The sequence below is a fragment of the Candidatus Krumholzibacteriota bacterium genome (genome assembly GCA_016931295.1).
Classification (GTDB): domain Bacteria; phylum Krumholzibacteriota; class Krumholzibacteriia; order Krumholzibacteriales; family Krumholzibacteriaceae; genus JAFGEZ01.
Genome location: JAFGEZ010000030.1, coordinates 18,000 through 41,409, shown reverse-complemented (window position 1 = coordinate 41,409; position 23,410 = coordinate 18,000). Strand labels below are relative to the sequence as shown.

Annotated in this window: 18 protein-coding genes; 3 read left to right on the top strand and 15 right to left on the bottom strand. The window is 67.2% G+C overall.

Translation table 11 applies throughout. The features are described from left to right. Positions 1 to 52 precede the first annotated feature (52 nt). On the top strand, positions 53 to 1,897 hold the full coding sequence (locus tag JW876_07655) for a hypothetical protein (GenBank protein ID MBN1885380.1): 1,845 nt from the start codon (positions 53 to 55) through the stop codon (positions 1,895 to 1,897). A gap of 19 nt (positions 1,898 to 1,916) precedes the next feature. After that, entirely contained in the window at positions 1,917 to 3,203 is a 1,287-nt protein-coding gene (locus JW876_07650; protein MBN1885379.1) for a nitroreductase family protein, read from the top strand. Positions 3,204 to 3,247: 44 nt separating this feature from the next. Here JW876_07650 and JW876_07645 read toward each other — a convergent pair whose 3' ends face one another. Genes JW876_07645 through purD form a run of 3 tightly spaced genes read right to left on the bottom strand, consistent with a single transcriptional unit; the run spans position 3,248 to position 5,678 of the window. Then, entirely contained in the window at positions 3,248 to 3,964 is a 717-nt protein-coding gene (locus JW876_07645) for a threonylcarbamoyl-AMP synthase (protein MBN1885378.1), read from the bottom strand. Continuing rightward, positions 3,949 to 4,416: a 5-(carboxyamino)imidazole ribonucleotide mutase gene (gene purE, locus JW876_07640; protein ID MBN1885377.1), complete on the bottom strand. Its 468-nt coding sequence runs from the start codon at positions 4,414 to 4,416 to the stop codon at positions 3,949 to 3,951. Before purE ends, JW876_07645 begins: the two co-directional genes overlap by 16 nt. Beyond that, complete coding sequence (gene purD, locus JW876_07635) at positions 4,413 to 5,678, bottom strand: phosphoribosylamine--glycine ligase (protein MBN1885376.1); 1,266 nt, start codon at positions 5,676 to 5,678, stop codon at positions 4,413 to 4,415. The genes purE and purD overlap by 4 nt, the downstream gene beginning before the upstream one ends. A 190-nt stretch (positions 5,679 to 5,868) precedes the next feature. Between purD and JW876_07630 the strand changes: the two genes are divergently transcribed. Continuing rightward, positions 5,869 to 7,776, top strand: coding sequence for a beta-lactamase family protein (locus tag JW876_07630; GenBank protein MBN1885375.1), 1,908 nt, complete (start codon positions 5,869 to 5,871; stop codon positions 7,774 to 7,776). A 43-nt stretch (positions 7,777 to 7,819) separates the two neighbouring features. Here the strand turns inward: JW876_07630 and larA are convergent, their stop codons facing one another. From larA to JW876_07570, 12 genes are all read right to left on the bottom strand, one after another. Beyond that, on the bottom strand, positions 7,820 to 9,118 hold the full coding sequence (larA, locus tag JW876_07625; GenBank protein MBN1885374.1) for a nickel-dependent lactate racemase: 1,299 nt from the start codon (positions 9,116 to 9,118) through the stop codon (positions 7,820 to 7,822). After that, a complete protein-coding gene (locus JW876_07620; protein ID MBN1885373.1) occupies positions 9,115 to 11,010 on the bottom strand; it encodes a PAS domain S-box protein in 1,896 nt (631 codons plus the stop codon). Before JW876_07620 ends, larA begins: the two co-directional genes overlap by 4 nt. Before the next feature lie 261 nt (positions 11,011 to 11,271). Then, positions 11,272 to 12,216 (bottom strand): carbamate kinase, encoded by a 945-nt coding sequence (gene arcC / locus JW876_07615; GenBank protein ID MBN1885372.1) that lies wholly within the window; start codon positions 12,214 to 12,216, stop codon positions 11,272 to 11,274. A 72-nt stretch (positions 12,217 to 12,288) separates the two neighbouring features. Beyond that, positions 12,289 to 13,473, bottom strand: a complete 1,185-nt coding sequence (locus JW876_07610) for a pyridoxal phosphate-dependent aminotransferase (protein ID MBN1885371.1) — start codon at positions 13,471 to 13,473, stop codon at positions 12,289 to 12,291. A gap of 171 nt (positions 13,474 to 13,644) precedes the next feature. After that, complete coding sequence (locus JW876_07605; protein MBN1885370.1) at positions 13,645 to 15,174, bottom strand: hypothetical protein; 1,530 nt, start codon at positions 15,172 to 15,174, stop codon at positions 13,645 to 13,647. Positions 15,175 to 15,213: 39 nt separating this feature from the next. Continuing rightward, entirely contained in the window at positions 15,214 to 16,686 is a 1,473-nt protein-coding gene (locus JW876_07600; protein ID MBN1885369.1) for a hypothetical protein, read from the bottom strand. Further along, on the bottom strand, positions 16,668 to 17,450 hold the full coding sequence (locus tag JW876_07595) for a hypothetical protein (protein MBN1885368.1): 783 nt from the start codon (positions 17,448 to 17,450) through the stop codon (positions 16,668 to 16,670). Before JW876_07595 ends, JW876_07600 begins: the two co-directional genes overlap by 19 nt. Further along, the gene (locus tag JW876_07590; GenBank protein ID MBN1885367.1) at positions 17,408 to 19,066 is read right to left on the bottom strand and encodes a lamin tail domain-containing protein; all 1,659 of its coding nucleotides are present in this window, start codon (positions 19,064 to 19,066) and stop codon (positions 17,408 to 17,410) included. Before JW876_07590 ends, JW876_07595 begins: the two co-directional genes overlap by 43 nt. A 78-nt stretch (positions 19,067 to 19,144) precedes the next feature. After that, positions 19,145 to 21,286 (bottom strand): hypothetical protein, encoded by a 2,142-nt coding sequence (locus JW876_07585; GenBank protein MBN1885366.1) that lies wholly within the window; start codon positions 21,284 to 21,286, stop codon positions 19,145 to 19,147. A 74-nt stretch (positions 21,287 to 21,360) separates the two neighbouring features. Beyond that, positions 21,361 to 21,786, bottom strand: a complete 426-nt coding sequence (locus JW876_07580; protein MBN1885365.1) for an STAS domain-containing protein — start codon at positions 21,784 to 21,786, stop codon at positions 21,361 to 21,363. Positions 21,787 to 21,803: 17 nt separating this feature from the next. Continuing rightward, complete coding sequence (locus tag JW876_07575) at positions 21,804 to 22,184, bottom strand: STAS domain-containing protein (GenBank protein ID MBN1885364.1); 381 nt, start codon at positions 22,182 to 22,184, stop codon at positions 21,804 to 21,806. Positions 22,185 to 22,235: 51 nt separating this feature from the next. Then, positions 22,236 to 23,354, bottom strand: coding sequence for a hypothetical protein (locus tag JW876_07570; protein ID MBN1885363.1), 1,119 nt, complete (start codon positions 23,352 to 23,354; stop codon positions 22,236 to 22,238). Between the last annotated feature and the right edge of the window lie 56 nt (positions 23,355 to 23,410).

Below are 23,410 nucleotides of genomic sequence, written 5' to 3'. Positions count from 1 at the left end.
TCCGGTTCACCGCGTGCGCCCCGGCACGCGTGAAGGAGCGTGACGGCGCACGATGAACGCGAACGACGGCACCCCCCTCGATTGCGAGCGCCTCTTTTCCGCGGTACGCGGATTCGGCGACGGCCTCATCGGCTGGATCGACGGACAAACGGGCGAGTTGCGCGATCCGTTCGAGACGGTCTACGGCGAGGGATACGGTCCCGGGATCGCCGCGCACATCCTCGCGGGGCTGCATCGCCGATACGGGTGCGAGCGGTACCGCGCGGCCGCGGAGCGCCTGGTCGACCGCTCGCTCGAGAAACTCGAACGGCCGACCGACAACACCCCCTTCACCGACATCTTCCTCGTCTTCTGGTCCCTCAAGGCGGTCGAGCTGCTCGGCGATGCCTGCGGCGCCGGGCGACGCGACGAATGGCGGGAACGGTTCGCTCGTCGAGGCCGACGTCTCGATCCTCCCAACACGAACGCCCGCTGCCTGCTCATCGGTGCGTCGGCCATGCGCGTCATGCTGGGCATGGAACGGCCCGATGCGGCGAGACTCGACCGGCTGCTCGACGCCGTCGAGGAAATGCAGAATTCCCTCGGGTTCATCGACGACACCATCAGTATCGTGCGCCCCCCCGTCGAGTATTATCCGGGCGACGTGCGCCGCTACCGGCTCCTGCCCGACAAGATACGCGGTCGTCTCGGCATGGAGGATGCCGGCAGGAGAGACATGAAACCGATCGCCTACCACCTCTTCTCGTGCGCCGTGCTCTGCGAGACGCTTCGCTGGTGGAAACGCCGCCCCGCCCCCGAGCTCGCTCCGGCGATGAGACGGATAGGCGGCATCGTCGCCAAAGGTCTCGCGTGGATCGATCGCCTCGTCGCGGCGGACGGCTCCTTCTCGATGACGGAGCGGAGCCGCGAGCACTTCTGGACATGCGGCTGTTTCGTCTACCTGTGCGCGATCAGGAACGGCGGGGAGGCGGCATCGATGCTCCGAAGGCACTTCGAATGGTGGTCGCGGTTCATCAGGGACGACGGCTCCTGCTCCGTCACCCCGAACCGATTCTCGAACGCGCTGCGCGTCGGATTCGAGAACTACGCGACCATGACCATGTACGTGACCCAGGGATTCAGCTTCCTGCTGGACGCGGCCGAGATCGTGTCGGAGCATGCGCAGCTAGAAGAGCTTCCCCGGCCCGTGATCCGATCCGGGGACATGTTCGTGGACGAAGAAGCGGGGTATGCACATATCCGCGCCGGCGGCAGTTCGGCAGGAGTGTCGCTCCGCAGGCACCGAGGCGGATTCCACGGGGGATACTGCCCGGCGACGGGGATGTTCAACGTGGTCATCGGCGGCAGCAGGCTGCGGGCGTTCCCCTCTCCATGCTACCGCGTGGAGGGACTGGGCGTGGTCATGCCCGTGAGGTCGGCGGGCATGCTCAACAACGGCGTCTACGACGGCATCCGCGCGTTCGGGAAACGAAGCGACTGGGGCCCTGATTTCACGACCAACGCCGACGTGCTGATCCGTGAGGATCGCCTCGTTTTGGCGAAGAGCTTCAACGGGCTGGCCGTGGAGAAGACCATTCGCCTGACGGAGGACTCTCTCGAGATCTCCTACGAATTCCGTATCGGCCGTTTCCTCGACGCGTTGCTGGTGACGCATCCCCTGCTGCTCTCGGACGGGAAGAACGACGCCTCCGTCGAGATACGCGGCGCGGCGGTTCGCATGACCCTCGGCGGCGAATCGTATCGGCTCTCGTGCGCGCAGGGGTACGCATGGACGCACCACCAGGAACGGCACATGCTCTCGACATCGGGGATCACCAGCCAACTCTATGTCACGGTCGGCAGGAACGTGGCGAAAGGCAGCGAGCTGAAATGCAGCCTGCTGATCGAGAAACTGTAACCGGCAGCGGCGGTATCGCATGAATGATCTCGAATCGCTCGTACGGCGGCGCAGATCGGTCCGGACCTTCACCGGCGGCGATATCGACCGTCGAACGCTCGGAAAGCTCGTGGAGATGGCCCTCTGGGCGCCGAGCTCGTGCAACAGGCAGACCGTCCATTTCCGGTTCGTGAAGAATCGCCGGCTGATCGATGCGGTGGCGCCTGCGGCCTTCAACCAGCCGATACTCGGCCAGCCGATCACCCTGGCTGTCGTCTGCGTCGACACGACCCGGTACCGGAACACGACGCTGAAAAACAACCTCGCCCCCTGCCTCGACGCCGGTCTCGCGATGGAGAACTTCCTGCTCGCCGCGACGGGGATGGAAATCGGCACGTGCGTCGTCGCCGGCAGGCTGAACCAGCCGCTCGTCAGGTCCGTCCTCCATCTGCCGGACGAATGGATCATAGCGGCCTTCATCGCCCTGGGCGTCGCCGGCGAGGGGCAACCGCCCCCCGAACGGGATTTCGCGGAGCTCCACATGAGCTTCGACGACGAATCCCTCGGCCGGAACGGGGAAACGTACGGATCGCACGTCGACGCGCGCAGACGCTGGGCGAGGGCCGGTTTCGACACGGGCCGGTACTACCGGCACCCGAAAGAGGGGCTGCCCGTGTACCGCCATGCCCTGGTGGAGATGCGGCGCCGACTGGGCGACGGCGAGCGATGGCTCGTGACATCGACCCTGATGGGCGCGTTCTGCTTCGACGAGGCTGCCGTCGACCATCTCGCGGGGAGCGGCGACGAATCGTGGTTCATCGAGCAGTTCCTCGGCAAGCGGATCCAGCTCCTGCCGGGCAGCCCCGTCGGAGACGACGCCGAGCCCCCGGAAGGCGCGTACGACAGGATCGTCTCCCCGTTCGACGTGCATTTCCTCGATGCCGGGGACACGCGGGCGTTCATGGATAACTGCGCGCGATGGCTCAAGCCTGGCGGAACGCTCTCGGTCATCTTCTTCAACAAGAGATCGTGCTGGAACCTCAACTACCGCCTGGCGCTCCTGCTGGGAAGGGATCCCGACCGGTTCAGGCTCTTCGGGTACGAGACGCCGCTGTCGATCGGCGCGGTCGCCAATCGATTCTCGCGGCGGTTCCGTGTCGTCGGCAGCAGGACGATCTCGTTCCTGCCCCCGCCCAATGTCGGATATCTCTCCGGGAGGATGCGCCTGCTGCCCCTGGACCTGACGAGATCCTTCGACGTTCTCGGCTCGCTCCCGCTGGTATGCAACCTCGGCAACGTGGCGATCGTCGATTTCGAGCGAACGTGACTCGCCATCGGGCGATGTGTTTGAGGCCCGGCGTCCGGGCGGTGTCATCCTTCCGTGGGCACGCGCGCCGGTGCGGTCGCAACCGGCTCCTCGCGGCTCCCCTTCCGCACCACCACGCACGCCGCGCCCGTGCAGTCGACGATCGTGGACGGCGCACGGCGCCTGCTTCCACGCCTCGATATGAGGACGGCGGGAAACGGGTACCGCTTCCTGATCATGGCGATGCTGCGCATCGGCTCCTCTCCCGCCCGGTTGACGCTCGTCGAGACGATCGGCTCCCCGATCAGTCGTATGAGGCGACGGAGATCGTCGTGCGCGGGGATCCGCACGGCGACGGCGTTCCGCGGCCGCAATGCGGGACGAAGCGTCTTCGCGGCGGGCAGGATCGCGGTGAGGGGCGCGGGCCACTCCCTCTCGAGGATACGGCGCGAATCCCCCGGCCAGCGGGCGACGACCGTCTCCACCATCGCCATGTCGGCGCAGAGGAGGATGAATCCCTTCCCGGCCCCGCGGCCCTTGAGCTCGCCGATGCGCCCCGCGGCCGCGGGATCCGAAACGATGCAGTGGAAACCGTAGATCGTGTCGGTGGGAAGGACGGCGATCCCGCCGGCGCGCATGATCGCCGCGACGCGCCTGATCTTCGCCGGCGTGAAATAGCCCGTGACCGGCGCGGCGACGACGCGCGTTCCGGCGCGGCCCCCGGCGACGTCCGCGGGTCGTCGCCTCGCAGCTTCGGCGTCTCTCGCTACTTGTTTCGCCATTGCTCGCGCAGTTCGTCGAGCCGTTTCCGGAGCCCGTCGTCCCCGATCGCGAGGATCTCGGCGGCGAGGATCGCGGCGTTGCGCGCCCCCGCCTTGCCGACCGCGACTGTCGCCACCGGCACGCCCGGCGGCATCTGGACGATCGCCAGGAGCGCATCCAGGCCGCCCGGCAGGCCGCTGGCCAGCGGAACGCCGATGACCGGCTTCGTGGTGACGGATGCCACGAATCCCGGCAACGCCGCCGCCATGCCGGCGCCGGCGATGAAGACCTTCGCGCCGCGCTCTTCCGCCTCGACGACATAGTCCCGCGTCTTCTCCGGCATCCGGTGCGCCGAGGAGACGACGATCTCCGCGGCGATGTGGAATTTCTCGAGCTCGGCGAGGCAGAGTTCCATCGTTTCGCGGTCGCTCTCGCTTCCCATGACGACGGCGACCTGCAGCTTCGTGCTCATCTCAGTCCCTTTCGTCCGATGTCACGTCTCGAAAAGCAATCGGTGAAGGCGATCTCGTCGATGCCGGCGTAGGCGGCCTCGAGCGCTTCCTGCAGCGTCGTTCCGAGCCCCGTCACGCCGAGCACGCGTCCGCCGGCCGTCTTCAGGACGCCTCCGTCCATCGTCGTGCCGGCGTGGAAGACGATGCACCCCTTCTCCCTGGCCCTGTCGATGCCCGTGATCTCGTACCCGCTCGTGTAGGGGCCGGGATAGCCCCCCGACGCCACGACGACGCATGCCGCGGCGGCGGCGCTGTTCTCGAAGCGCACCGTGCCCAGACGCCCCTCGGTGGCCGCCCATATCGCCTCGAAGAGATCGCCGCCGAACAGCGGCAGGATGACCTGCGTCTCCGGATCGCCGAACCTGCAGTTGTATTCGAGGACCTTCGGGCCGTCACCGGTCATCATGATCCCGAAGTAGAGCACACCCGCGCCGGCGATCCCCTCGGCGCGCATCCCCTCGAAGGTCGGTTCGATGATCTCCGTGCGGATCCGCTCGGCCGCCTCGCCGGTGTAGAGGGAAACGGGGGCGTAGGCGCCCATGCCGCCCGTGTTGGGTCCGAGATCGCCGTCGAACGCGCGCTTGTGATCCTGCGAGGGCACGAACAGCCGGTAGTCCTTCCCGTCGAAGAGGGCGAGCACCGAGATCTCCGGCCCGCGGAGGAACTCCTCGACGATGATCCGGCTGCCCGCCTCCCCGAACGCCCGATCCTTCATCGCGGCGCCGACCGCGGCCCTGGCCTCGGCGAGCGTCGAGCAGATCATGACGCCCTTCCCGGCGGCGAGACCGTCCGCCTTGATTACGAACGGGGGCTCGTGCTCGGCGACGAACGACTCGGCGGCGCAGTAGCCGTCGAAGATGTCGAATCCGCCCGTGGGAATCCCGTGGCGTTTCATGAACTGCTTCGCCCATATCTTGCTTCCCTCGAGCAGCGCGCCCCTGCTGTCGAATCCGAAGATCCGCCGGTTCTTCGAACGGAACAGCTCGACGATCCCGGCGACGAGCGGGGCCTCGGGTCCGACGACGGTGAGATCGATCTCTTTTTCCCGCGCGAAATCGAGAAGTGCCTGCTTGTCGTCGGCCGCCACCGGAACGCAGGTGCCGATCGAGGCGATTCCCGCGTTTCCCGGCGCCGCGTATACTTCGTCGACCCGGGGCGAGCGGGCGAGCTTCCAGACGAGCGTATGCTCCCTGCCGCCGCCGCCGACAACGAGGACCTTCATCGATGTCACTCCCTTCACAGGATGATGGCGGGTGTCGCTTCCTCGACCGGGAAACGCCTCCCCCGGCGTCCCCGACGGGTCAATCTATCACAGATCGTTCGTTGTTTGCATGGTTTTCTCCTTTCCTCCCGCGGGGGAATCGCATATATTTCCAACCGGCGCGCCAGTCACCTCGCATCGTCATACCGTCATGAAAACGTCCCTCGCCGCCATCCTGCTCGCCGCCGTTCTTTTCCACGGGCTTCCGTCCGAGGCCGAAACGCCCGATTCCTCGTCGGTCGCCTCCCTCGCCGATTCCCTCTTCCGGTACTGGATCGAGGATGCCCCGACACCCATCCCCGGCGGGGTCGTCGTCGTCGCGAACGCCGGGGGCATTCTCTTCTCGCGCGGCTACGGGATGGCCGACATCGAGCGGGAAGAGCCATTCGATCCCGTCCTGACGGTCGTCCGCCTCGCCTCCGTCACGAAGATCTTCACGGCCATGGCCGTCGCGCAGCTCGCCGTCGGCGGCGCAGTCGATCTCGACGAACCCGCCGAAAACCATCTCGCCGGGCTGCGCATTCATTCGCCAACGGGCGTCGATGTCACCCCCCGGCACCTGCTCACGCACACGGCGGGGTTCGACGAATCCATGATCGGGCTCAAGTCGCGGCACGCGCGCGATATCCCGCCGCTGGCGGATTTTCTCGCCGGTTGCATCCCCCCCGTCGTCCGCGAGCCGGGAACGGCCTTCTGCTATTCCGGCATCGGCGTCTCCATCGCAGCGCGCATCGTCGAGACCGTCTCGGGCGAACCGTACGAGGCGTACGTCCGCGAGCGTATTCTCGACCCCCTCGGCATGGGCGATACGGGATTCGAGACAAACGAGTTCCCCGGCAAGCTGCTCATGGGACAATACGAGTATTCGAGTGACGACGCGGCCCGGTTCGTCCGCGTCGAGAAGGATTTCGTGAACATACGCGGTTCGGCCGGGATGCGTTCCACCGCCGCCGACATGGGCCGCTTCATCGGAATGATGCTCGGCGAGGCGACGGTTCCCGCGGGGACGGCCGGCGCCGGGATCGTTCCGGACGGCATCGCCCCCGGGGTGGTCGACCTGATGCTGACCCCGAACGTCGTCTCCTGCCCCGGACTTCCCCGGTCGATGGGGCTCGCCTGGCACCTCGAGCGACGGGGCGAAACCGTCGTCGCCTATCATGCCGGCGGGAACCGCGGAGCGGGATGCTTCGTCTGCGTCGCGCCCTCGCTCGATGTCGGCTTCTTCGTCGCGTGGAACCACGATGCCGGGGGCGGCCTGCAGCGCTCCTTCGCGGACGCCTTCCTCGACCGTTTCGTCGGGCCGGTTTGCCTCCCGGAACCGGAGACGCCGGCTTCGATCGCCGCGCAGGGAAGTTCCGCCCCCGATCCCCGACGCCTGGCCGGCTCGTGGCGATACCTTCCCCACTCGCAGGAGACGGTCGAGAAATTCGCCCGGTTCCCCGACGGCGGGCTGGCGATCGCGGCGGGAACGGGCGACACGCTGCTGGTCGGCGGCCGGGTCTTCACGAAACGGGGAGCCGGGATCTTCGTGCACCCCCCGACGGGCGAGAGCCTCTGCTTTTTCGGCGGCGACACCGGCCGGCCGGCCTATGTCTCGTGGAACGGGTTGCACACCTTCCGCCGCCTGCCCTGGTACGAGGAACCGTCGTTCACGGTGCCGTTCCTCGTCGTCTGCGTCTCGCTGCTCGTCTCGATCCTCGTCCGTCCCGTCGCCGAAAGCGTCATGCGTCTCGCCGGGCGAGGAACCGGGCCGGCAGGCCTGGAAAAGAGCGCCGGAGAGACGACCGCGGCCATGCTCCTCGTGTTCCTGCCACTCGCCCGGGCCGGCGCCCGTTCGGCCGGCCTCGTGTTCGGTCCGTCGCCGGCGTTCGCGGCGGTCATGGCCATCCCGATCCTCGCGCTCCTGCCGGCCTCTCTCTTCGCGTGGCGGGTCGTCGACGCATGGCGCTCCGGGAGGGGCAGTCTCGCCGGGCGTATCCACCAGTCGGTCGTTTTCGCCGGTATTCTCGGATGCTACTGGATATTCCACGCGCAGCGGCTGCTCGGCTGGCGCTGGTAGAGCGGGAATTCGTGCGAGGAAACGAGGCTCGTTTTCGTTCGTCTCATTCCTCGTCCCGTTTCGACGATCCGTCTCCCGCGACGACGGGGAGGAACATCGCCGCGTTCGGAAGCACGAGGATATCCTCGTCGGGGATCCCGTCGAGCAGGAAACCCGCGAACCCTTCCTCCCAGGGGCACATCCCGAATCGAGACACCTCGCTCGCGTCCAGTCCGGCGTGGAGATAGACCGAGAACCGGGTGGTGATCTCCCGCGTCGAGAGGGCCGTCTGCGAGTTGAGCGTGTATCGACGGCGCACCCGGTCCGGAACCACCATGCGCCCGTCGTCGAAGGCCTCGCGGTACGAGGAGGATCCGATCCCCTCGGGGCAGGCGGCGGCGATCAGCATCACGCCGCCCTCGTCCAGCGCCGACGCTGCGTTCCGCATCGCCTTGTGCGCCTGGAGAAGGTTGATATCCCTCGGCCATCCGCCCGCGGCGGCGATGACGGCCCCGCAGGGGCGGTCGAGCTGGATCATGAAGTGCTCGTCGAGGAACCGGCACGCTGCCCGGTGAGACAAATCGAGCTCGCCCGCGTTCAGGAACGCGACCCTCCCCGTCTCGTCCGTGACGACGTTGACGGCGAAGACGGACGCCGGAAGGAGCCGGGCCCCCTCGATCATGTCGGCGTGAACCGGGTTGCCGTCGAGCTTCCCGGGCCGGCATCCGTCGGCGATCCCCTCGCCCGGATCCTTCTTCAGCGAGAGCCGGTGGTTCGCGACGATCGTGCTTCCCGCGGCCACGCCGGGGAGCACGAGTTTCCTCGCGCCGCCGTACCCGGCGAAGTAGTGGTAGGTGACCCCGCCGATCGCCACCACGAGCGCCGACTCGGCGACGCTTCGCCGGAACCGGCAGACCGTCCCCGCCGCCGTCTCTCCGACCTCCGCCATCGCCTCGTCGTCGTCGGCGTCGTGCTCGATCGTCCGCCAGCGTCCGGTCACGTCCGGGCCGAGATGGCGTGAGAGCCCGCCGGCATCGCTCATCCGGTGCGTCCCCGCCGCGATGACGATATCGACGCGATCCGGCCCCGCGCCGGCATCCTCGAGAACGCCGAGTAGCGCCCGGAGCACCTCCCTCACCCACGCGCCGCGGGTGATATCCGCGACGAGCACGGAGATCCTCCCCTTCCCGGGCACGAGGGACGGGAGGGCTTCGCCGGCCACGGGATCGGTGACGGCCCTTCTCAACGCACCGGCCGTGTCCCCGACCGGCGCGGGCGAACGGCCGGCGGCTGTCCGCAGTCCGTCCCGCCCGGGCAGGTCGACCGTGAACACGCCGTCGCCGTAGGGGAGATCGATCCTCACGAGAGGACCCCCGCGATCGCGCGCCGCATCTCCTCGAGCCGATACGGTTTGGGGATGAACCCGTCGAATCCGTACGCGCGGAAATTGGCCATGACGGGATCGTTCGAATAGCCGCTCGAGACGATCACGCGCACGCCCGGATCGATCCCGCGCAACATCCCGATCGCCTCCTCGCCGCCCATGCCGCCGGGGATCGTCAGGTCCATGATCACGACGTCGAAGGGCGTTTCCGCGTCGAGAGCCCTCCCGCAGGCCGCGATGGCTTCCGTCCCGTCGCGGGCGAACGCCACGTCGTGCCCCATGCGCTCGAGCATCCGCCCGGCCGCTTCGCGCACCAGTTCCTCGTCGTCCATGAGCAGGATCCGCAGGCGTCCCGTCGCCGGGGGCTCGACGACCGGCCCGTCCTCCTCCGCTCCCTCTCGGGTGGCCGGAAGGTAGAAGGTGACGGTCGTGCCGACGCCGGATTCCGAGGAGAGAAGCACGTGGCCTCGATGCTTCCGGATGATCGAGTAGACCGTCGCGAGCCCGAGCCCGCTCCCCCGCTCCTTCGTGGTGAAATATGGATCGAAGACGCGCTCGACGTATTCCGGAGATATCCCGCACCCGCCGTCCGAGACGGAGACGCGCACGTATTCCCCGGCTTCGAGGGGCGGGATCTGCCCCTCGACGAGGGTCTCGTTCAGGGCGGCGATGTTGATCGTGCCCCCGGCGGGCATCGCCTGGAATGCGTTGATGACGAGATTCTGCACGACCTGCCCGATCTGCCCTTCATCGATGTCGGCGTTCAGCAGATCCTCGGCGATCAGGAATTCGCAGTCCACCTTCGAGCCCCGCAGGGCGAAGGTCGCCGACTCCTCGATCAGCGCGCCGACCGGTGAGACCCGCTTGACCGGCTCGCCTCCGCGGGAGAAGGTGAGCAACTGCTGCGTGAGGACCCTCGCCCTGACCGTCGCCCGTTCGGCCTCGTCGAGGAACCGCGCGATCGCCTCGCCATCGCCGATCGTTACCTTCGCGACCGAGATGTTTCCGAGGATCGCGGTGAGTATGTTGTTGAAGTCGTGGGCGATCCCGCCCGCGAGCACGCCGATCGATTCGAGATGCTCCGCCTTCTGGCGTTCCTCCTCGATCTGCCGCTGCTCGGTGACGTCCCGCACGATGTTGAGCATTGCCGTGTCGCCCTCGAAGATGACGCGATTGACGACGATGTCGACGAGAACGCGCCGTCCGTCGCGGGAAAGCGCCGTCGCCTCGAAATGCATCCGTTCCGTCTCTTCCGCAGAAAAACGTTCGAGGCGTTTCCCGTGGTCGGCTCTCTCGTCAAAACAGGTGAATTCGAGGAAGGAGCACCCGATCAGCTCGGTTCGATCGACCGAGAGAAGACGTTCCATGTAGCGGTTCGCGAAGACGATGCGGCCGGAACGATCGAGGATGCAAATGCCTTCGTGTGCGTTCTCGACGACGCTGCGGTACCGTTCCTCGCTCTCGCGGAGGGAGCGCTCGGCTTTCCTCCGGGCGGTGATCTCCATCGTGATCTCGACGGCGCCTCGATCGCTGCCGTCCGGGCCGAGCACGGGATTGCCCCTGATCGACCAGACGCGGCCGTCCGGCGTCGTCACTTCCCGCTCGCAACGCTTCCCCGTGTTCATCGATTCGAGGATGGGGCAATCTTCGCACGGTTCGTCGCGCCCGTGCCACAGCGCGTAGCATGTCCCGCCGACGAGATCCTCGGGCTCCGCGCCGAGCGACGCGGCCGCGGCGCGGTTCGCGTGCACGATCCGCATCTCCTCGTCGCCGTAATAGATCACGTGCTCGCTGAGGGCGTCCAGTATGCTCCGGAGCGCTCCCCGGTCGATGGGGCCCGTGTCTTCCTTCCCGAATCGCCCGCCTGTCATGCTTCCTCCCGATCAGAACGCAGTATACGAACGTCGACAGCGGCTTGCAACGGGAATGCGCGAGGCCGCGGGACAAGGAAACGGTTCGGAAATGGAGGTCGTCGAGCGCGTCCCCGCCGATCCGGCGGATGATGACTCCCGCGGCGGACGGACGGTCCGGGCTCGTTCCTCCTCCACGACGGATATCGTCGGAAAGGAAAAGAATGCGAATAGGGAGACTCGCCCGGACGGAACGGGACGCCGCCTCGTTTGGTTTGCCGGTCAATCAGGGAGGATGTGCGTGCCGGCCTTCCCCTCGCAGGCGTCGCCCAGCCGTCCGGCATGCGAGATGATCGCCTCGCTCCCTCCGTTGGCGAGGAACTCGACGGCCGAACGGATCTTCGGGCCCATCGATCCCGCGGGGAACTCGTACGCCTCGTAGAGGCGCCGGATCTCGGAGAGGGAGATCGTCCCGATCGGCCGCTGCTGCGGGGTGCCGAAATCCACGTAGACTTCCTCGACGTTCGTGAGGATGATGAGCCGCTCCGCTCCGACGCCCAGGCCGAGCACGGCGGCTGCGCGGTCCTTGTCGATGACGGCCTCGACGCCCTCGAGACTGGTGCCGCGACGGACCACGGGGATTCCCCCGCCGCCGACAGCGATAACGACGACTCCCGCCTCCAGCAGTCCGGAAATGACCCGCGACTCGACGATCTCGAGAGGCGTGGGACTCGGCACGACGCGCCGCCAGCCGCGATCGGCGTCGTTCTTCATCGTCCATCCCTTCGCCGTCATGAGCACCTGCGCCTCCTCCTCGGTATAGAAGGGACCGATCGGCTTGGTCGGCTTCTGGAAGGCGTCGTCCTCCGCGGAAACGACAACCTGCGAGACGATGGAGACGACTTCGCGCGGCATGCCGCGCCTGGCAAGCTCGTTCCTGAGCGCCTGCTGTATCATGTAGCCGATCCCGCCCTGCGAATCGGCGCCGCAGATATCGAGTGGCATCGGCGGAATGCGGTCCTTGACGGCTTCGTTGCGTTCCATGATGTTGCCGACGATCGGTCCGTTGCCGTGCGTGACGATGACCTTGCGCCCGGAGGCGATCAGCTCCCCGACCTGTCCCATCGTCTGCGCGGTGAGATCCCGCTGTTCCTCGATCGTCCCCGTCCCGTCGGCGGGAATGATGGCATTGCCGCCGAGCGCAATCACGTCGATGCCGAGAGACACGGATTACCTCCGAAAACACGGCCCCTGGCGGAGGGCATGCCTCCGCCAGGGGTTCGTGGGTGTGATCGTTTCCTACAGGGCTTTTCTGATCTTCTCGAGGGCCTTCAGCAGGTTCTCCTGCGAATTCGCGTAGGAGAATCTCAGGTAGCCCTCTCCGTATCTGCCGAAGCTCGTGCCGCTGAGACCGGCGACGCCCGCCTCGGCGAGCAGGTGTTCCTCGAGCTGCTTGGACTTCATACCCGTTCCGGTGATGTTCGGGAAGACGTAGAAGGCGCCCTTCGGTCGCAGGCACTTGAACCCGGGGATCGTGTTGAGACCGTCGACGAAGATATCCCGGCGCGCCTTGAATTCCGCCATCATCTTCAGCGATTCGTCCTGCGGTCCCTCGATCGCCGCCTTCCCGGCCATCTGCACGAACGCCGACGTGCAGGAGTTGCTGTTCGTCTGGATCTTGGCGATCTGCGCGGCCAGTTCCTTCGGCATGATGCCGTAGCCGAGACGCCAGCCGGTCATCGCGTAGGTCTTGGAATGGCCTTCGAGCAGGATCACGCGATCCCTGACCTCGGGATAGTCGAAGATGCTGACATGCTTTCCGTCGTAGACCATCTTCGAGTAGACCTCGTCGCTCAGGATCCACGCGTCGTTCTTCTCGGCGAGCTCGGCCACGCCCTTCATGTCGGCAGGTGTCATCGATCCGCCGGTCGGATTGTGCGGCGAATTCAGGATGATGAGCTTGGTCTTCTCGTTGACCAGCCCCCTCATCTCGTCGAGGTCGAAGGAGAACTCCTTCTCCTCGCGCAGGGGGATGGGAACGGGCTTTCCGCCGACGAAGTTGATCACCGATTCGTAGATGGGGAATCCGGGATTCGGGTAGACCACCTCGTCGCCCTTGTCCACGAGGGCCAGGATCGAGAAGAAGAGGATCGGCTTCGCCCCCGGCGTGACGACGATATTGTCCGGACCTACCTCGAGACCGCGATCCCTCGTGATGAAATCGGCGAATGCCTTGCGTACCTCTGGGATCCCGGCTGAAGGCACGTAATGCGTGAACCCCTTGTCGAGCGCCTTCTTTGCGGCGTCGATGATATACCCCGGCGTATCGAAATCGGGCTCGCCGATCTCGAGATGGATCACCTCACGGCCTTCGGCCTCCATGGCTTTGGCGCGGGCCAGGACCTCGAACGCGGTCTCCGTGCCCAGCCTGTTCATCCGTTCCGCGAGCATCGCTCCTCCTAAAGTGTTCCGGCGCCCCTGCATACGAAAAAAACGGCCATTTCTGAAAAATTCAACAATATCTATATTAAAAGGGTGTGGCGGTATTTGTCAACCGAATACCTCCCGTTTGGGGCGGCGGAACGGTCTTCGCGCGTCGCGCGACATGGAGCGGGATCACGCGCGACGCCGGCATCCGCAGATGACGGCGCACGATCAGCGATCGCTGAGAAACCTGACGATCTCGCGCCGCACTTCCTCTCGGATCTGGCCGCTGCGCGTGGCGAGACGCTGGAGGGTCATCCGGTCGACATACCTGACGTGTATGAACTTGCGGAGGCTCGTGAGCGACACTCTCGCCGGATTCACGAGGAGGTTGTACGGCACTTCCTTGTTGAGGAACCCCGTGTAGAAATCCCGGCGATTGGCGATGATCCCCAGGATGTGCGACGATCGGCACCGGAGGGCGATGATCGGGATGACGCCGGGCTTCTTCGTCGCCTTCGGATTGTTGAGGAGTTCCGCGAGGAAGGTGTCGTCGTCGATGTGCGCCAAAACGAGCGACTTGTAGGAGACGTCCACTCCCCGGCCCACTTCGACCCAGTCGACGTCGACCGGCGTCTCGTTTTCGGCGACGAACGCGGGACCGGGCACGGCGCCGAGATCGACCCGCAGCAGGCGATCCTCCACCGAGAATCCCGGAACGTCGAGGAACGCGTCGAGTTTCTTGCCCGGACCGACGACGAATTCGAGACCGCCGCCGCCCGAGGACTCGACGAAAAGCGCCAGGCAGCTCGGGACGTCGGGCGCGATGCTCGTGCGCCTGAGGAGCGGGTGCATCAGGATCGAACGGAGAATCGCCGTCCCCGTTCTCAACCGCGGAAAGGAATGGACCTTCCGCTCCTGCGCGGCGAAGAGGGACGCGAGCGGCGGACAGCCCGATTCTTCAGCGAGCCGGTCCATCAACCCGTCCCAGATCCCCTCGAGTTCGCGCCGGAGAAAGAGGGGCGAACCGCCGCCGCCGTCTCCCGCGGCGACGATCTGCGCGGTCCAGGACAGTTCCTCGCTGATGGCGAGCAGGGCCCGCATCGTCGAGGCGTGCAGATCGGGGTCGAGCGAGGCGACGATGCGCCTGATGCGCAGTTGCGCCGCCTGCAGCTCGGTGGCGACCCGTTCCCTGATGGCCTCGTCCCATCGGCGATCGGGATCGGCAAGGGCGCGTCGAACGCCCGCTTCCCACGCGAGCCATGGCTCCTCGACCGCCGCTGCCTCGTCGCCGGGCAGCGGTCTGGCCGTCGAGAGCAGCCTGACCTTCTTTTCGAACCACTCCTCGCTCTCGCGGATCGTGGCGCCGGACTCCCGTGACTTCCTCAACCGGGACATCACCTTCAGGACGTTGTCGAAGCGCGCCATCTCGCCGACGATCTCCTCGATCGGGGGGACGGCGAGCAGCGCCGCGTACAGGAGTCGGATGCCGATATCCTGCCCGTCGGCCGCAAGAGCCGCCACACGGAGCAGCGTTTCGAGCGGATCGCCCGACCCCGCGATGAGACCCGCGAGTCCCGAGGCCCGGCCGTGAACGCTCCGTTCCGCCGCTATTCGCGCGAATCCCTCGCGATCCGCGGGTGCCGGCAACCGCTCGAGCAGACCGGGCAATTCATCGGAAAAGGGCAAATCCGCCGGTAACCGGAGGACTTTCAGACCGCTCGAGCGTTCGTCGTAGGTTATGGTCCTGGTCGTTTCCATCCTGCCGTTCCATCTTGCAGGATTGGTTCCAATCCCGATTCATCTCCGGAAAATCGTGATCGTCGCCCCTCCCTCGGCGCCACGTCCCTTCTCGACGGCGAGCCAGACGGCCATGCTCGCGCAGTGCCCGCGAACCGAGAATGCCGCCGTCCCACGCCGCCCGCTCCCCCGCAACGCCTGCCAGGGATACCGGCCCTCGACGGTCCGCTCGTAGAGATACAGCGGCACGTTTCCCGATCCCCGCCACCACGCGGCCGCGATCCTGAGCATCGCGCCCGCGAAAAGGCCGCAGGCGATCGACGGCGCGGCGTACACGGCGTCATCGGACCCCTCGCGGGCCGCCCGCATGGCCAGGGCGACATCGAAACGACGCCACGGAGCCCACCGGCAACGCAGCGCCAGGCTCTCCCGATCGCTGACCCGTTCCGGTCCCGGACCGGGCCAGGGGTGCGTCTTTCGTTCCGTCTCATGCCTCCATCTCGCCGCCGCCGCCAGTCCCCACCTCCGCCGTTCGAGCCGCCACTCGACACGCCGGTCGATATCGACGGCCTCTTCGATCGCGTCAGCCTCCGTCATCCGCTCCACCGCGGCCGAGAGAACGCCGCCGGCGACCCGTTTCCCCGCCACGGCGGAGCAGCCCCGGCGGAGAGCGCCGCCGCCGAGTGCGCCGCCCGGGAGCCGGCCGAGCGGGCTGTCGAATCCGTGCGGCGCACCGTAGAGGAGCACGGACAGTTCGAAGGATCCGCGCCGGCGCACTCCCGCCGCCCATGCGACGTCCCGCGCCGTGGCCGCGATCTCGAGCACCCCGCGGACCCCTCCCTCGCGAAGCCGGCATTCCACGGCCGACAGTGTGCCACCGACCGCCGTCCCCCCGACAAGCACGAAACCGAAGGATGCGCATCCGGCGCCGTGCCCGAGATGGATCGCGGTCGCCCGTTCGGGAAGTGAGACGGGAACGCCGCCCCGCCAGGCGCGCTGCCTGGCCGTCCACGCCGTCGCCGTCCAGGACGATCCGGCGACCTCGACCGCGCCGCCGCGCAGCATTTCCCCCCACCATGACGCCCGGGGCGCGATTTCTCCGGTTCGCGCGGCCGCGTAATCCGCGCTGAACGGATAGTCGCTCCGCCCGCCGCCGAGCACCAGTCCCTGGCCCGCGCGGGGCGAGATGTCGCCCGCGACGATCGACAGCCTCCCGCCGAAGATTCTCCCTCTCGCGTACCACGCGTTCGGGAAGCGCTCTTCGCTTCGTACGCGGAACGCTCCGTCGATCGGTTTCGCGTCCAGGCGACAGAGCGCCTCGCGCCGCGGCGTTCCGCCCCCGGACACCGACAGGCGCAGGTTTCCCGCCGTCGCGCGCCCGGCTTCCGGCTCCCCGATCGCGCTTCGCCTGCCCGCGTCCTCCCACGCCGCCACGTCCCGCGGCGCCGCGTCCCCCGCGGGCTCGCGGACGGCCCCGGCGCAACCGAGCGAGACCACCAGCAGGCAGGCGGAAATCAGCGGCCGCCACGCCACCGTGCCCACCCCGCTCCGACGGTAACGGTCCTCCCCAGGACGGGGTGCTCCGCGCAGACCACCCCCGCGAAGACCGGGCGACGTTCGACCGTCAGGCCGATGGCGATCTCGCCGGTCTCCGTCTGCATTCCGGCGGCAAGGGTCGCGCCGCCGCGCTGGAACTCCCCTGCGACGACCGGACCCGCCTGGCCGTCGGCATCGTCGACGGCCACCGAGAAGGCTCCGGCCCGGATCGACGCCCGCCATCCGATTGATCCACCGGTGCGCCGGACGAGACCGAGTGCGAGCGATCGCGCCTCGATCCCGCCGAAAAGATTCCACCGGCGCTTCGTCTCCTGCGCGTAGCCCGTGACCGAGGCGCGCTCGACCTCTCCCCCGGCCCCGGCGAAGAACAGTCCCCCGACCGCCCGGACGATCGCCGCGGCCTCGAACCGGTCGCGCCGGTAGAGCGTGTGTCGCACCGCCTCCCATCCCGCCGAGGCGGCGCCGCGCGCGGAGCGTCCGAAAACGACCACGCCGGTCCTCGAAAGGTCATTCAGTTCGTACGGGGCGGCGCGCGCGCAGAACACGCCGCCCCCCCTCCGGTTCCGGGCCCCCGGCGGGCTCCAGACGGCCGCCGGTTGCAGTGCACCGCATCCCGCCGCCCGCCACACGGTCACCGCCCGCGCCGCGCCGCACCGGCAGACGGCAGTTGCCGCGCAGACGGCGACGATCGCCTGCCTCAATCCCCCGCCACCGCGATTCCGGCCTTTTCCACCCTGCATACGACCCCTCCCTCGTCGTGAAAGGCCGCGACCACGATGTAGAATCCCGTCGCGACCGGCCTCCCCCGTCCATCCCTGCCGTCCCAGCGGCACGCGCACACGCCCGCGCCCGCCGGCGCGCCGCAGAGGCGACGCACCTCCCGCCCGTCGAGATCGAAGATTTGCAGATCGTACCCGCGCTCGCCGGATCGGATCGTGGCGACGACGACCGTCTCCCCGTCCCGCGCCGGCGAATACGGATTGGGCTCGACCGCGAGCGTCCCCTCCTTCGGTTGTTCCGGGATCCGTCCCGCGTTGACCCGCCCCGGTGTTCCGCCCTCCTTCGAGTGGCACCGCTGCCAGATCCCTCCCGGCTCGGCGCTGCACATCCCCGCCGACACCCGTTCGAGCGACCGTCCCCGCTCGGTTGTCCCGGCCATCCCCCACGAGACGCGCTCGATCAGGACTCCGGCACCGTCGGCCAGCTCGATCGTGTCGCCGCCGTCGTTGAGGACGCACCAGCCACCAGCGACGGGAACGATGGCCGCGGAGCAACCGGGCCAGGCGGTGCGGAACGCCTCCGGATCCCGCACGAGCAGGACGAATGCCCCCGGCGCGAGCGGGAGCGTCTCCCCGGCGACGATCCGCCAGGATCCCGCCGCGTCCCGTATCGACCAGCCTTCGAGGTCGACGAACTCCCGGGCCTGTAGCTCTATCCACTCTTCCCCCCCGGCCGGACGGCCCATGATCTCGCTCACCACGACCGGCCCGGGCGAGGCGTAGAGGCTCGCGCGGCATGTGTCGTTGGACGACCGCCCGTCGCCGGGCGTCGTCGCCCGGAGCAGCGCATCGATCCGCCCTTCCGAGGCCATGCCCGCGACGAGAGAGAAGGCCTGTTCCTCCAGGGGCCCGATCGCGCAATCGATCGCGATGGGATCGGAAACGGTCCATCCCGCCCCGGCGATGCCCGTCTCGACGAGTACGACGCCGTCGAACCGTTCGATACCGGCATTCCGGAGCGTTCCCCGGAGACGGACCTCACCCCCGGCGCACGGCAGCGCCTGCCTGTCGGCGATCGAGATCGCGATATCTATACGGTGGAAGTTGGGCGCCCCCGGCGTGGGATCGGCGACGGCGATATCGGTGCGGTTGTCGTCGCGATCCGCGCCGTCGGGGCGCCGCGCGAGCGATGAACCGGGCGGCGCGTCGGGCGCCGGCGAGCCCTCGCAGAGCGGGGTTCCCTCCCCGTACCCGACGATATCGACCGTTCCCCGGAGAGAGAGGAGGCGAATCGCGTCCGGGCCGTTGCCGATCGCGCCGCCGAGCTGGAGCTCCTCCGGCAGACCGCGCGACGCGCCGCCCAAAAGCAGGTACTCCCCCGGTTCGACGCGACGTCCGCCGGGGGCCGTCCAGATCGTCTTCGCCGCCGCGCCGCCGCCGTCGACGAACTCGATCCGCCATCCGCCGATGTCGATCGCCACCGGCCCGGCGTTGTACAGCTCGACGAATTCACCGTCGCCGTCGATGCCGGGAAGATCGTAGAAGATCTCGTTGAGGACGATCCCTTCGGTGGAGGCGCCGCCGCCGCGTGCCGACAGGAGAAACACGAGGAACAGGAGCAATCGCGTCGTCATCATCCACCACCCTTCCGCTCCCGGCGGGAGCTTACAGGGTGACGGCCGGCGATCGCAAGGGAAAAATGGGGCGCGGAGGGATCAGACGAGTCCCCATGCCTTTCGCAGCGTCCATTCCGCCGCGAGCAGGGCGACGATCGAGGCGAAGAGGAGGAATTCGGCACGGAGGGGACGGACGTCGCGCCGCGTCACCCGTTCGCCGTCGAGCGACAGTCGGGCCGGAAGGCGATAAAGCAGGTCGCGATCGATCAACGCGCCTCCCGAGGCTCCGGCGATACGGGCGAGCGTTCCGCGGTCGCCGGCGATCCGCAGGAACTCCACCGAGACGGGCCGGACCGAGAAGGAAACCTGCGCCTCGATCGCCGTCTCGCCGTCGTCATCCGTCGCCGTGACGAGGTACGTTCCCGGCGAAAGCGGATCGAGGACCGCCTCGAACCGACCGTCCCGTCCCTCCACCGGCGAGAAGAGGAAAGCGGAAACGGCCGCCGTCCCGGTCGCCGATCCCGTTTGTTCGAGCAATCCCCGGATCGTGCCCGGCGTCCGCCCGCCGTTCGTCTCGGCGACGAGGCGCACCGCTTCGCCGGTCGTCCACGAGGCCCTGGCCGATCGCACCTCGAAAGCCGCGTCGCCGCCGCCGGCGAGGAACTGGATGAGTCCGCCGAAGAAGCGGTCGAAGGCGAGCGCTCCCTCGTCGCCGGCAAGCGCCCATCGCCAGAGCGGATAGCCGAGCACGGCCGCCGTGACACCCGCACCCGTTCGCTGCAGGGCGAGAAACGGCCGTCCGTCGCCGTCGAACACGAGCGGGCTCTCCGCCCCGGCGGTCGGCTCGAGACCGCCGAGCCTGAGGGGAAGCGGCGGCAGATCCGATCCAGAGACGATCTCCCCGAAGGCACGCGCGAAGGCGTTCCGCGTCGCCGGCGCCGCGGCGACGTGGAACTCGCCCGATTCGACCCGCGGCGCGCCCGTCGGCCGGACGGGGATCAGTCCGTCCCCCCCGTTTCTTTTGGCGAGGAGAAAGGATCGTTCGTCGGCAAGCAGCGCGAGGCCTCCCCCCCGCCGGACCCACCCGGCCATTGCGGACCGCATCACCGGATCGCTCAGCATCCCCGTCTCGTCCGAGACGAACAAAACGTCGACGACATCGAGGTCCCCGCCCGGATGCCATGCCCGATTTGCGCCGAGGAGCCGGTAACCCCGCCCGGGCATCCAGATGGCGACCTCGACCTCGAACCGGGGAGAACGGTCGCCGAGCCGGCGGAGAAGCGTCGCGTTCCAGTCTGCGTACCGGTCGGCCACGAGGACGCGGATCCGTTCCTTGCGGACGGCGACCGCGATCTCCTCCTCGTTGTTTCCGAGGCGCGTTTCCCCGACGATCGGCCCGGCGCGTACCGTCAGTTGTCTCTCCCCCTCGCGGGACGGCGTCCAGGCGAGGGTCGCCGTCACCGCGCCGGAGCCCCGGACAACGGTTCTCGCGAGCGTCTCCGCGCCGTCGAGCAGCGTGACGGGCACATCCCTGTCGGGGAATCCGGATATCGACAGGGTCGCCTCGATCCCGGTGCGCGTTCCCCGGTACACCGTCCGTTCGGCCTCGACGCGTTCGACCGCTACATCCGGCGGCTCGACGCTGTCGCCGAAGGCGACCGCAAAGACGGGCACCGTGACGCCCCGCTCCGGGTCGACCATGCCGCGTGTGATCCTGCCGTCGCTGAGAAGAAGAAGCGCCGCTGGCGCCGAGCTCCTGTTCCGTTCGAGGAATCCGTCGACCGCCCCCACGATGTCGCTGCCCTCGCCCGTAGCGGTCAGGTGTTCCCACGTTCCCGACGCGTCGTCGCCGAGATCGCCGGCGAACGGGATGACCCGGAGTTCGGCGTCGGATCGCGCGCGGAGCTCGTCGCGGAATCCGCCGAGCGCCTCGAGCGCCGCGTCCAGGCGCGTTCGCTCCCCCTCGTCGGCGATTCCCATGCTTCGGGAGACGTCGACGAGCGCGCCGACGATCGGCGGCCGGCGCTCGACGCGCATCGTCACGAGCGACGGATCGGCCAGGAAAACGACGAGGAGAAGCACCGCCGAGGCGCGGAATAAAAGAAGAAGCGCCCGCCTGCCCCGGGAAAGGGGCGGCAGGGTCCGGCGATACAGGAGAAAGGCGAGCACGAGGAACAACGCCGCGACCGGCGGGAGCCAGTTGCCGGCGTCGAAGACGACCCTGATGTTTCCGTCAGACACGAAACGGATCCTCCGTTATACCGCCGGGACAGTATAACGGAGGATCCGCCTGGAGGGCAAGCACACTCGGGCCGTCAGGCGTCCGAACCGTTCTCGATCGTCACGCCCGCGTTCTCGTCGACGCTCCGGTTCTCGACGTCGTCACCGCCGGGGAAACCCTTGACGGCCTCCTCCACCGTGTCGTAGCTCTCGAGGATCGTCTGGAATTCGAGCAGTTCGAACACCTCGTAGACGTCGCCGATCATGCGGGCGAGTTTCAGGTCCCCGCCGTTCTGGCGTATCTCCTTTATTTCGCTGATGAAGATGCCCCATCCCGCCGAACTGATGTAGTTGACCTCTCCGAGATCGATCACGATGTTGAACCTGCCCTTGCGCAGGAGGCGCTTCAGGCTTTCCTCGAGCTCCACGGACGTGGTCGTGTCGACATACCCCTTCACGGCGATAATGGAGACGTCCTGTCTCTCCTCCGGCCTGGAAAATACGATGCTGATGTCGTTCATCTTACCCCCGCTCCCGATCAGATGTGTCCCCCGCCGCTCGTCGCGTCGCGTTCCGGTGCGAACGCCTCGACGGCGTCCTCCTTCGATGCGTGCGGTTCGAGCAGCGTGTTGAATTCGAGAAGATCGAACACGTCGCGGACATCCGGTCGCATGCCCGAGAGCTTGATATCCCCGTTCCTCTCCCTGAATCCCTTGATTTCTCCGACGAATATCCCCCAACCCGCCGAACTGATGTAATCGACTTCGCGGAGATCGACGACGACGCGGACGTCCGAGACGGCCGCCAGCGACCGGAAACGATCCTCCAGCAACAAGCTCGTCCCGGAATCGATGAGGCCCCGCAAACTCAGCACGACGACATCGCCGATATGATCTTCTTTTATTTCAAGTACATCCATAATCTGCCGCCGGTTATCGAATCCACCACTCACGGGGAAACGATGCAAGGTTCAGTCCAACAATGCCTTGAGCAGAATAAAAATCCCCTGTCTGTCGTTCTCGGTCAACCGCAGGTTTTTCTGCGCTTTACGGTAATTCCGGTTTATCTCGAGCGCTCTCCTGAAGGAGGACGCGGCACTGTCCATCAGCAACTTGCACTGCGCGGTGTACAGGATACCGAGAGCGTTGTACCCGTCGGCGTACGTCGGATTCCGGTCCAGCATCTCGCGGACCCGGTCGAGGTATCCATCGATCGCCTTCACGTCGAGATCCCCCCCGCTCTGCAGGAAGAGAAGGTAGAGCTCGAGAACGATCTCCCGTATTCCCCCGCGGTCCGCCCCGCCACTCGCCTCGTCGAGCGCGGCGAGCGCCTCCTCGTACTTCTCCTCCCGGAAAAGCGCGCGTGCGCGATCGACGATCTCGCCCTGGATGAAGGGATTGAGCTCGACGGCCCGGGAAAGGTTCTTCTCGAACTTCTCGTCGAGATCCTTCGAGAGCTCGTAATCCTCCTTGACCACGGAATTGAGCAGGTAGGCGCGGGCGAGATTCAAATAGGGCTCTCCATAGTAGATGTTCAGCGCGATCGCGCGCTTGAAGCTCTCGATCGCCGGCGCGCACTTGCGCTCGTGCAGATACACAAGGCCGATCAGGTTGTGGAGGTCCGGATACTCCGGATTGATCTCGATCCCCTTCTGGACCGCCTCGAAGGCCTCTCCGTACTCCTCGAGGCGCAGCTTCGCCCGTCCGATCAGCACATAGGGGGCCGAATCGCCGTTTCCCTTGTCGATGGAGAGCCGGGCCTCCTGTATCGCCTCTTCGAAGAGGTTCCGGCGGCAGAGCGCCTCCGCGAGTCGCAGGTGCGCGACGGCGTCGTCCATCTTCCTGATCTTCTCGCGGGCGCCGAGCAGGAAGAGGAACCGGTCCTTGTTCTCGTTGTGCACGTGTTTGGTGAACGTGCGCGCGTCCGTGCCGGCCGGCGCTTCCGCGAGCTGATCGATGCGACGGTCGAAGAGCTCCCCGTTGACGAAGAACGAGCTCTGCACGATCTTGCGCCGCGGCAGGAAGGAGGTCTGCAGGAAGTAGCTCCTTCCCCCCTTCGCGATCTCTTCTCTCAGTTCGAAACTCTCCACGGCCCTTCCTTTGTCCGCCGGGGATTCTACCATACCGCCGCGGCGGCGGACAAGGC

Bases quoted from the DNA above. Each gene is read 5' to 3' on its own strand.
- JW876_07655 (MBN1885380.1), top strand. From the start codon at position 53: ATGAACGCGAACGACGGCACCCCCCTCGATTGCGAGCGCCTCTTTTCC.
- JW876_07650 (MBN1885379.1), top strand. From the start codon at position 1,917: ATGAATGATCTCGAATCGCTCGTACGGCGGCGCAGATCGGTCCGGACC.
- JW876_07645 (MBN1885378.1), bottom strand. From the start codon at position 3,964: ATGGCGAAACAAGTAGCGAGAGACGCCGAAGCTGCGAGGCGACGACCC.
- purE (MBN1885377.1), bottom strand. From the start codon at position 4,416: ATGAGCACGAAGCTGCAGGTCGCCGTCGTCATGGGAAGCGAGAGCGAC.
- purD (MBN1885376.1), bottom strand. From the start codon at position 5,678: ATGAAGGTCCTCGTTGTCGGCGGCGGCGGCAGGGAGCATACGCTCGTC.
- JW876_07630 (MBN1885375.1), top strand. From the start codon at position 5,869: ATGAAAACGTCCCTCGCCGCCATCCTGCTCGCCGCCGTTCTTTTCCAC.
- JW876_07620 (MBN1885373.1), bottom strand. From the start codon at position 11,010: ATGACAGGCGGGCGATTCGGGAAGGAAGACACGGGCCCCATCGACCGG.
- JW876_07610 (MBN1885371.1), bottom strand. From the start codon at position 13,473: ATGCAGGGGCGCCGGAACACTTTAGGAGGAGCGATGCTCGCGGAACGG.
- JW876_07605 (MBN1885370.1), bottom strand. From the start codon at position 15,174: ATGGAAACGACCAGGACCATAACCTACGACGAACGCTCGAGCGGTCTG.
- JW876_07595 (MBN1885368.1), bottom strand. From the start codon at position 17,450: ATGCAGGGTGGAAAAGGCCGGAATCGCGGTGGCGGGGGATTGAGGCAG.
- JW876_07590 (MBN1885367.1), bottom strand. From the start codon at position 19,066: ATGATGACGACGCGATTGCTCCTGTTCCTCGTGTTTCTCCTGTCGGCA.
- JW876_07580 (MBN1885365.1), bottom strand. From the start codon at position 21,786: ATGAACGACATCAGCATCGTATTTTCCAGGCCGGAGGAGAGACAGGAC.
- JW876_07575 (MBN1885364.1), bottom strand. From the start codon at position 22,184: ATGGATGTACTTGAAATAAAAGAAGATCATATCGGCGATGTCGTCGTG.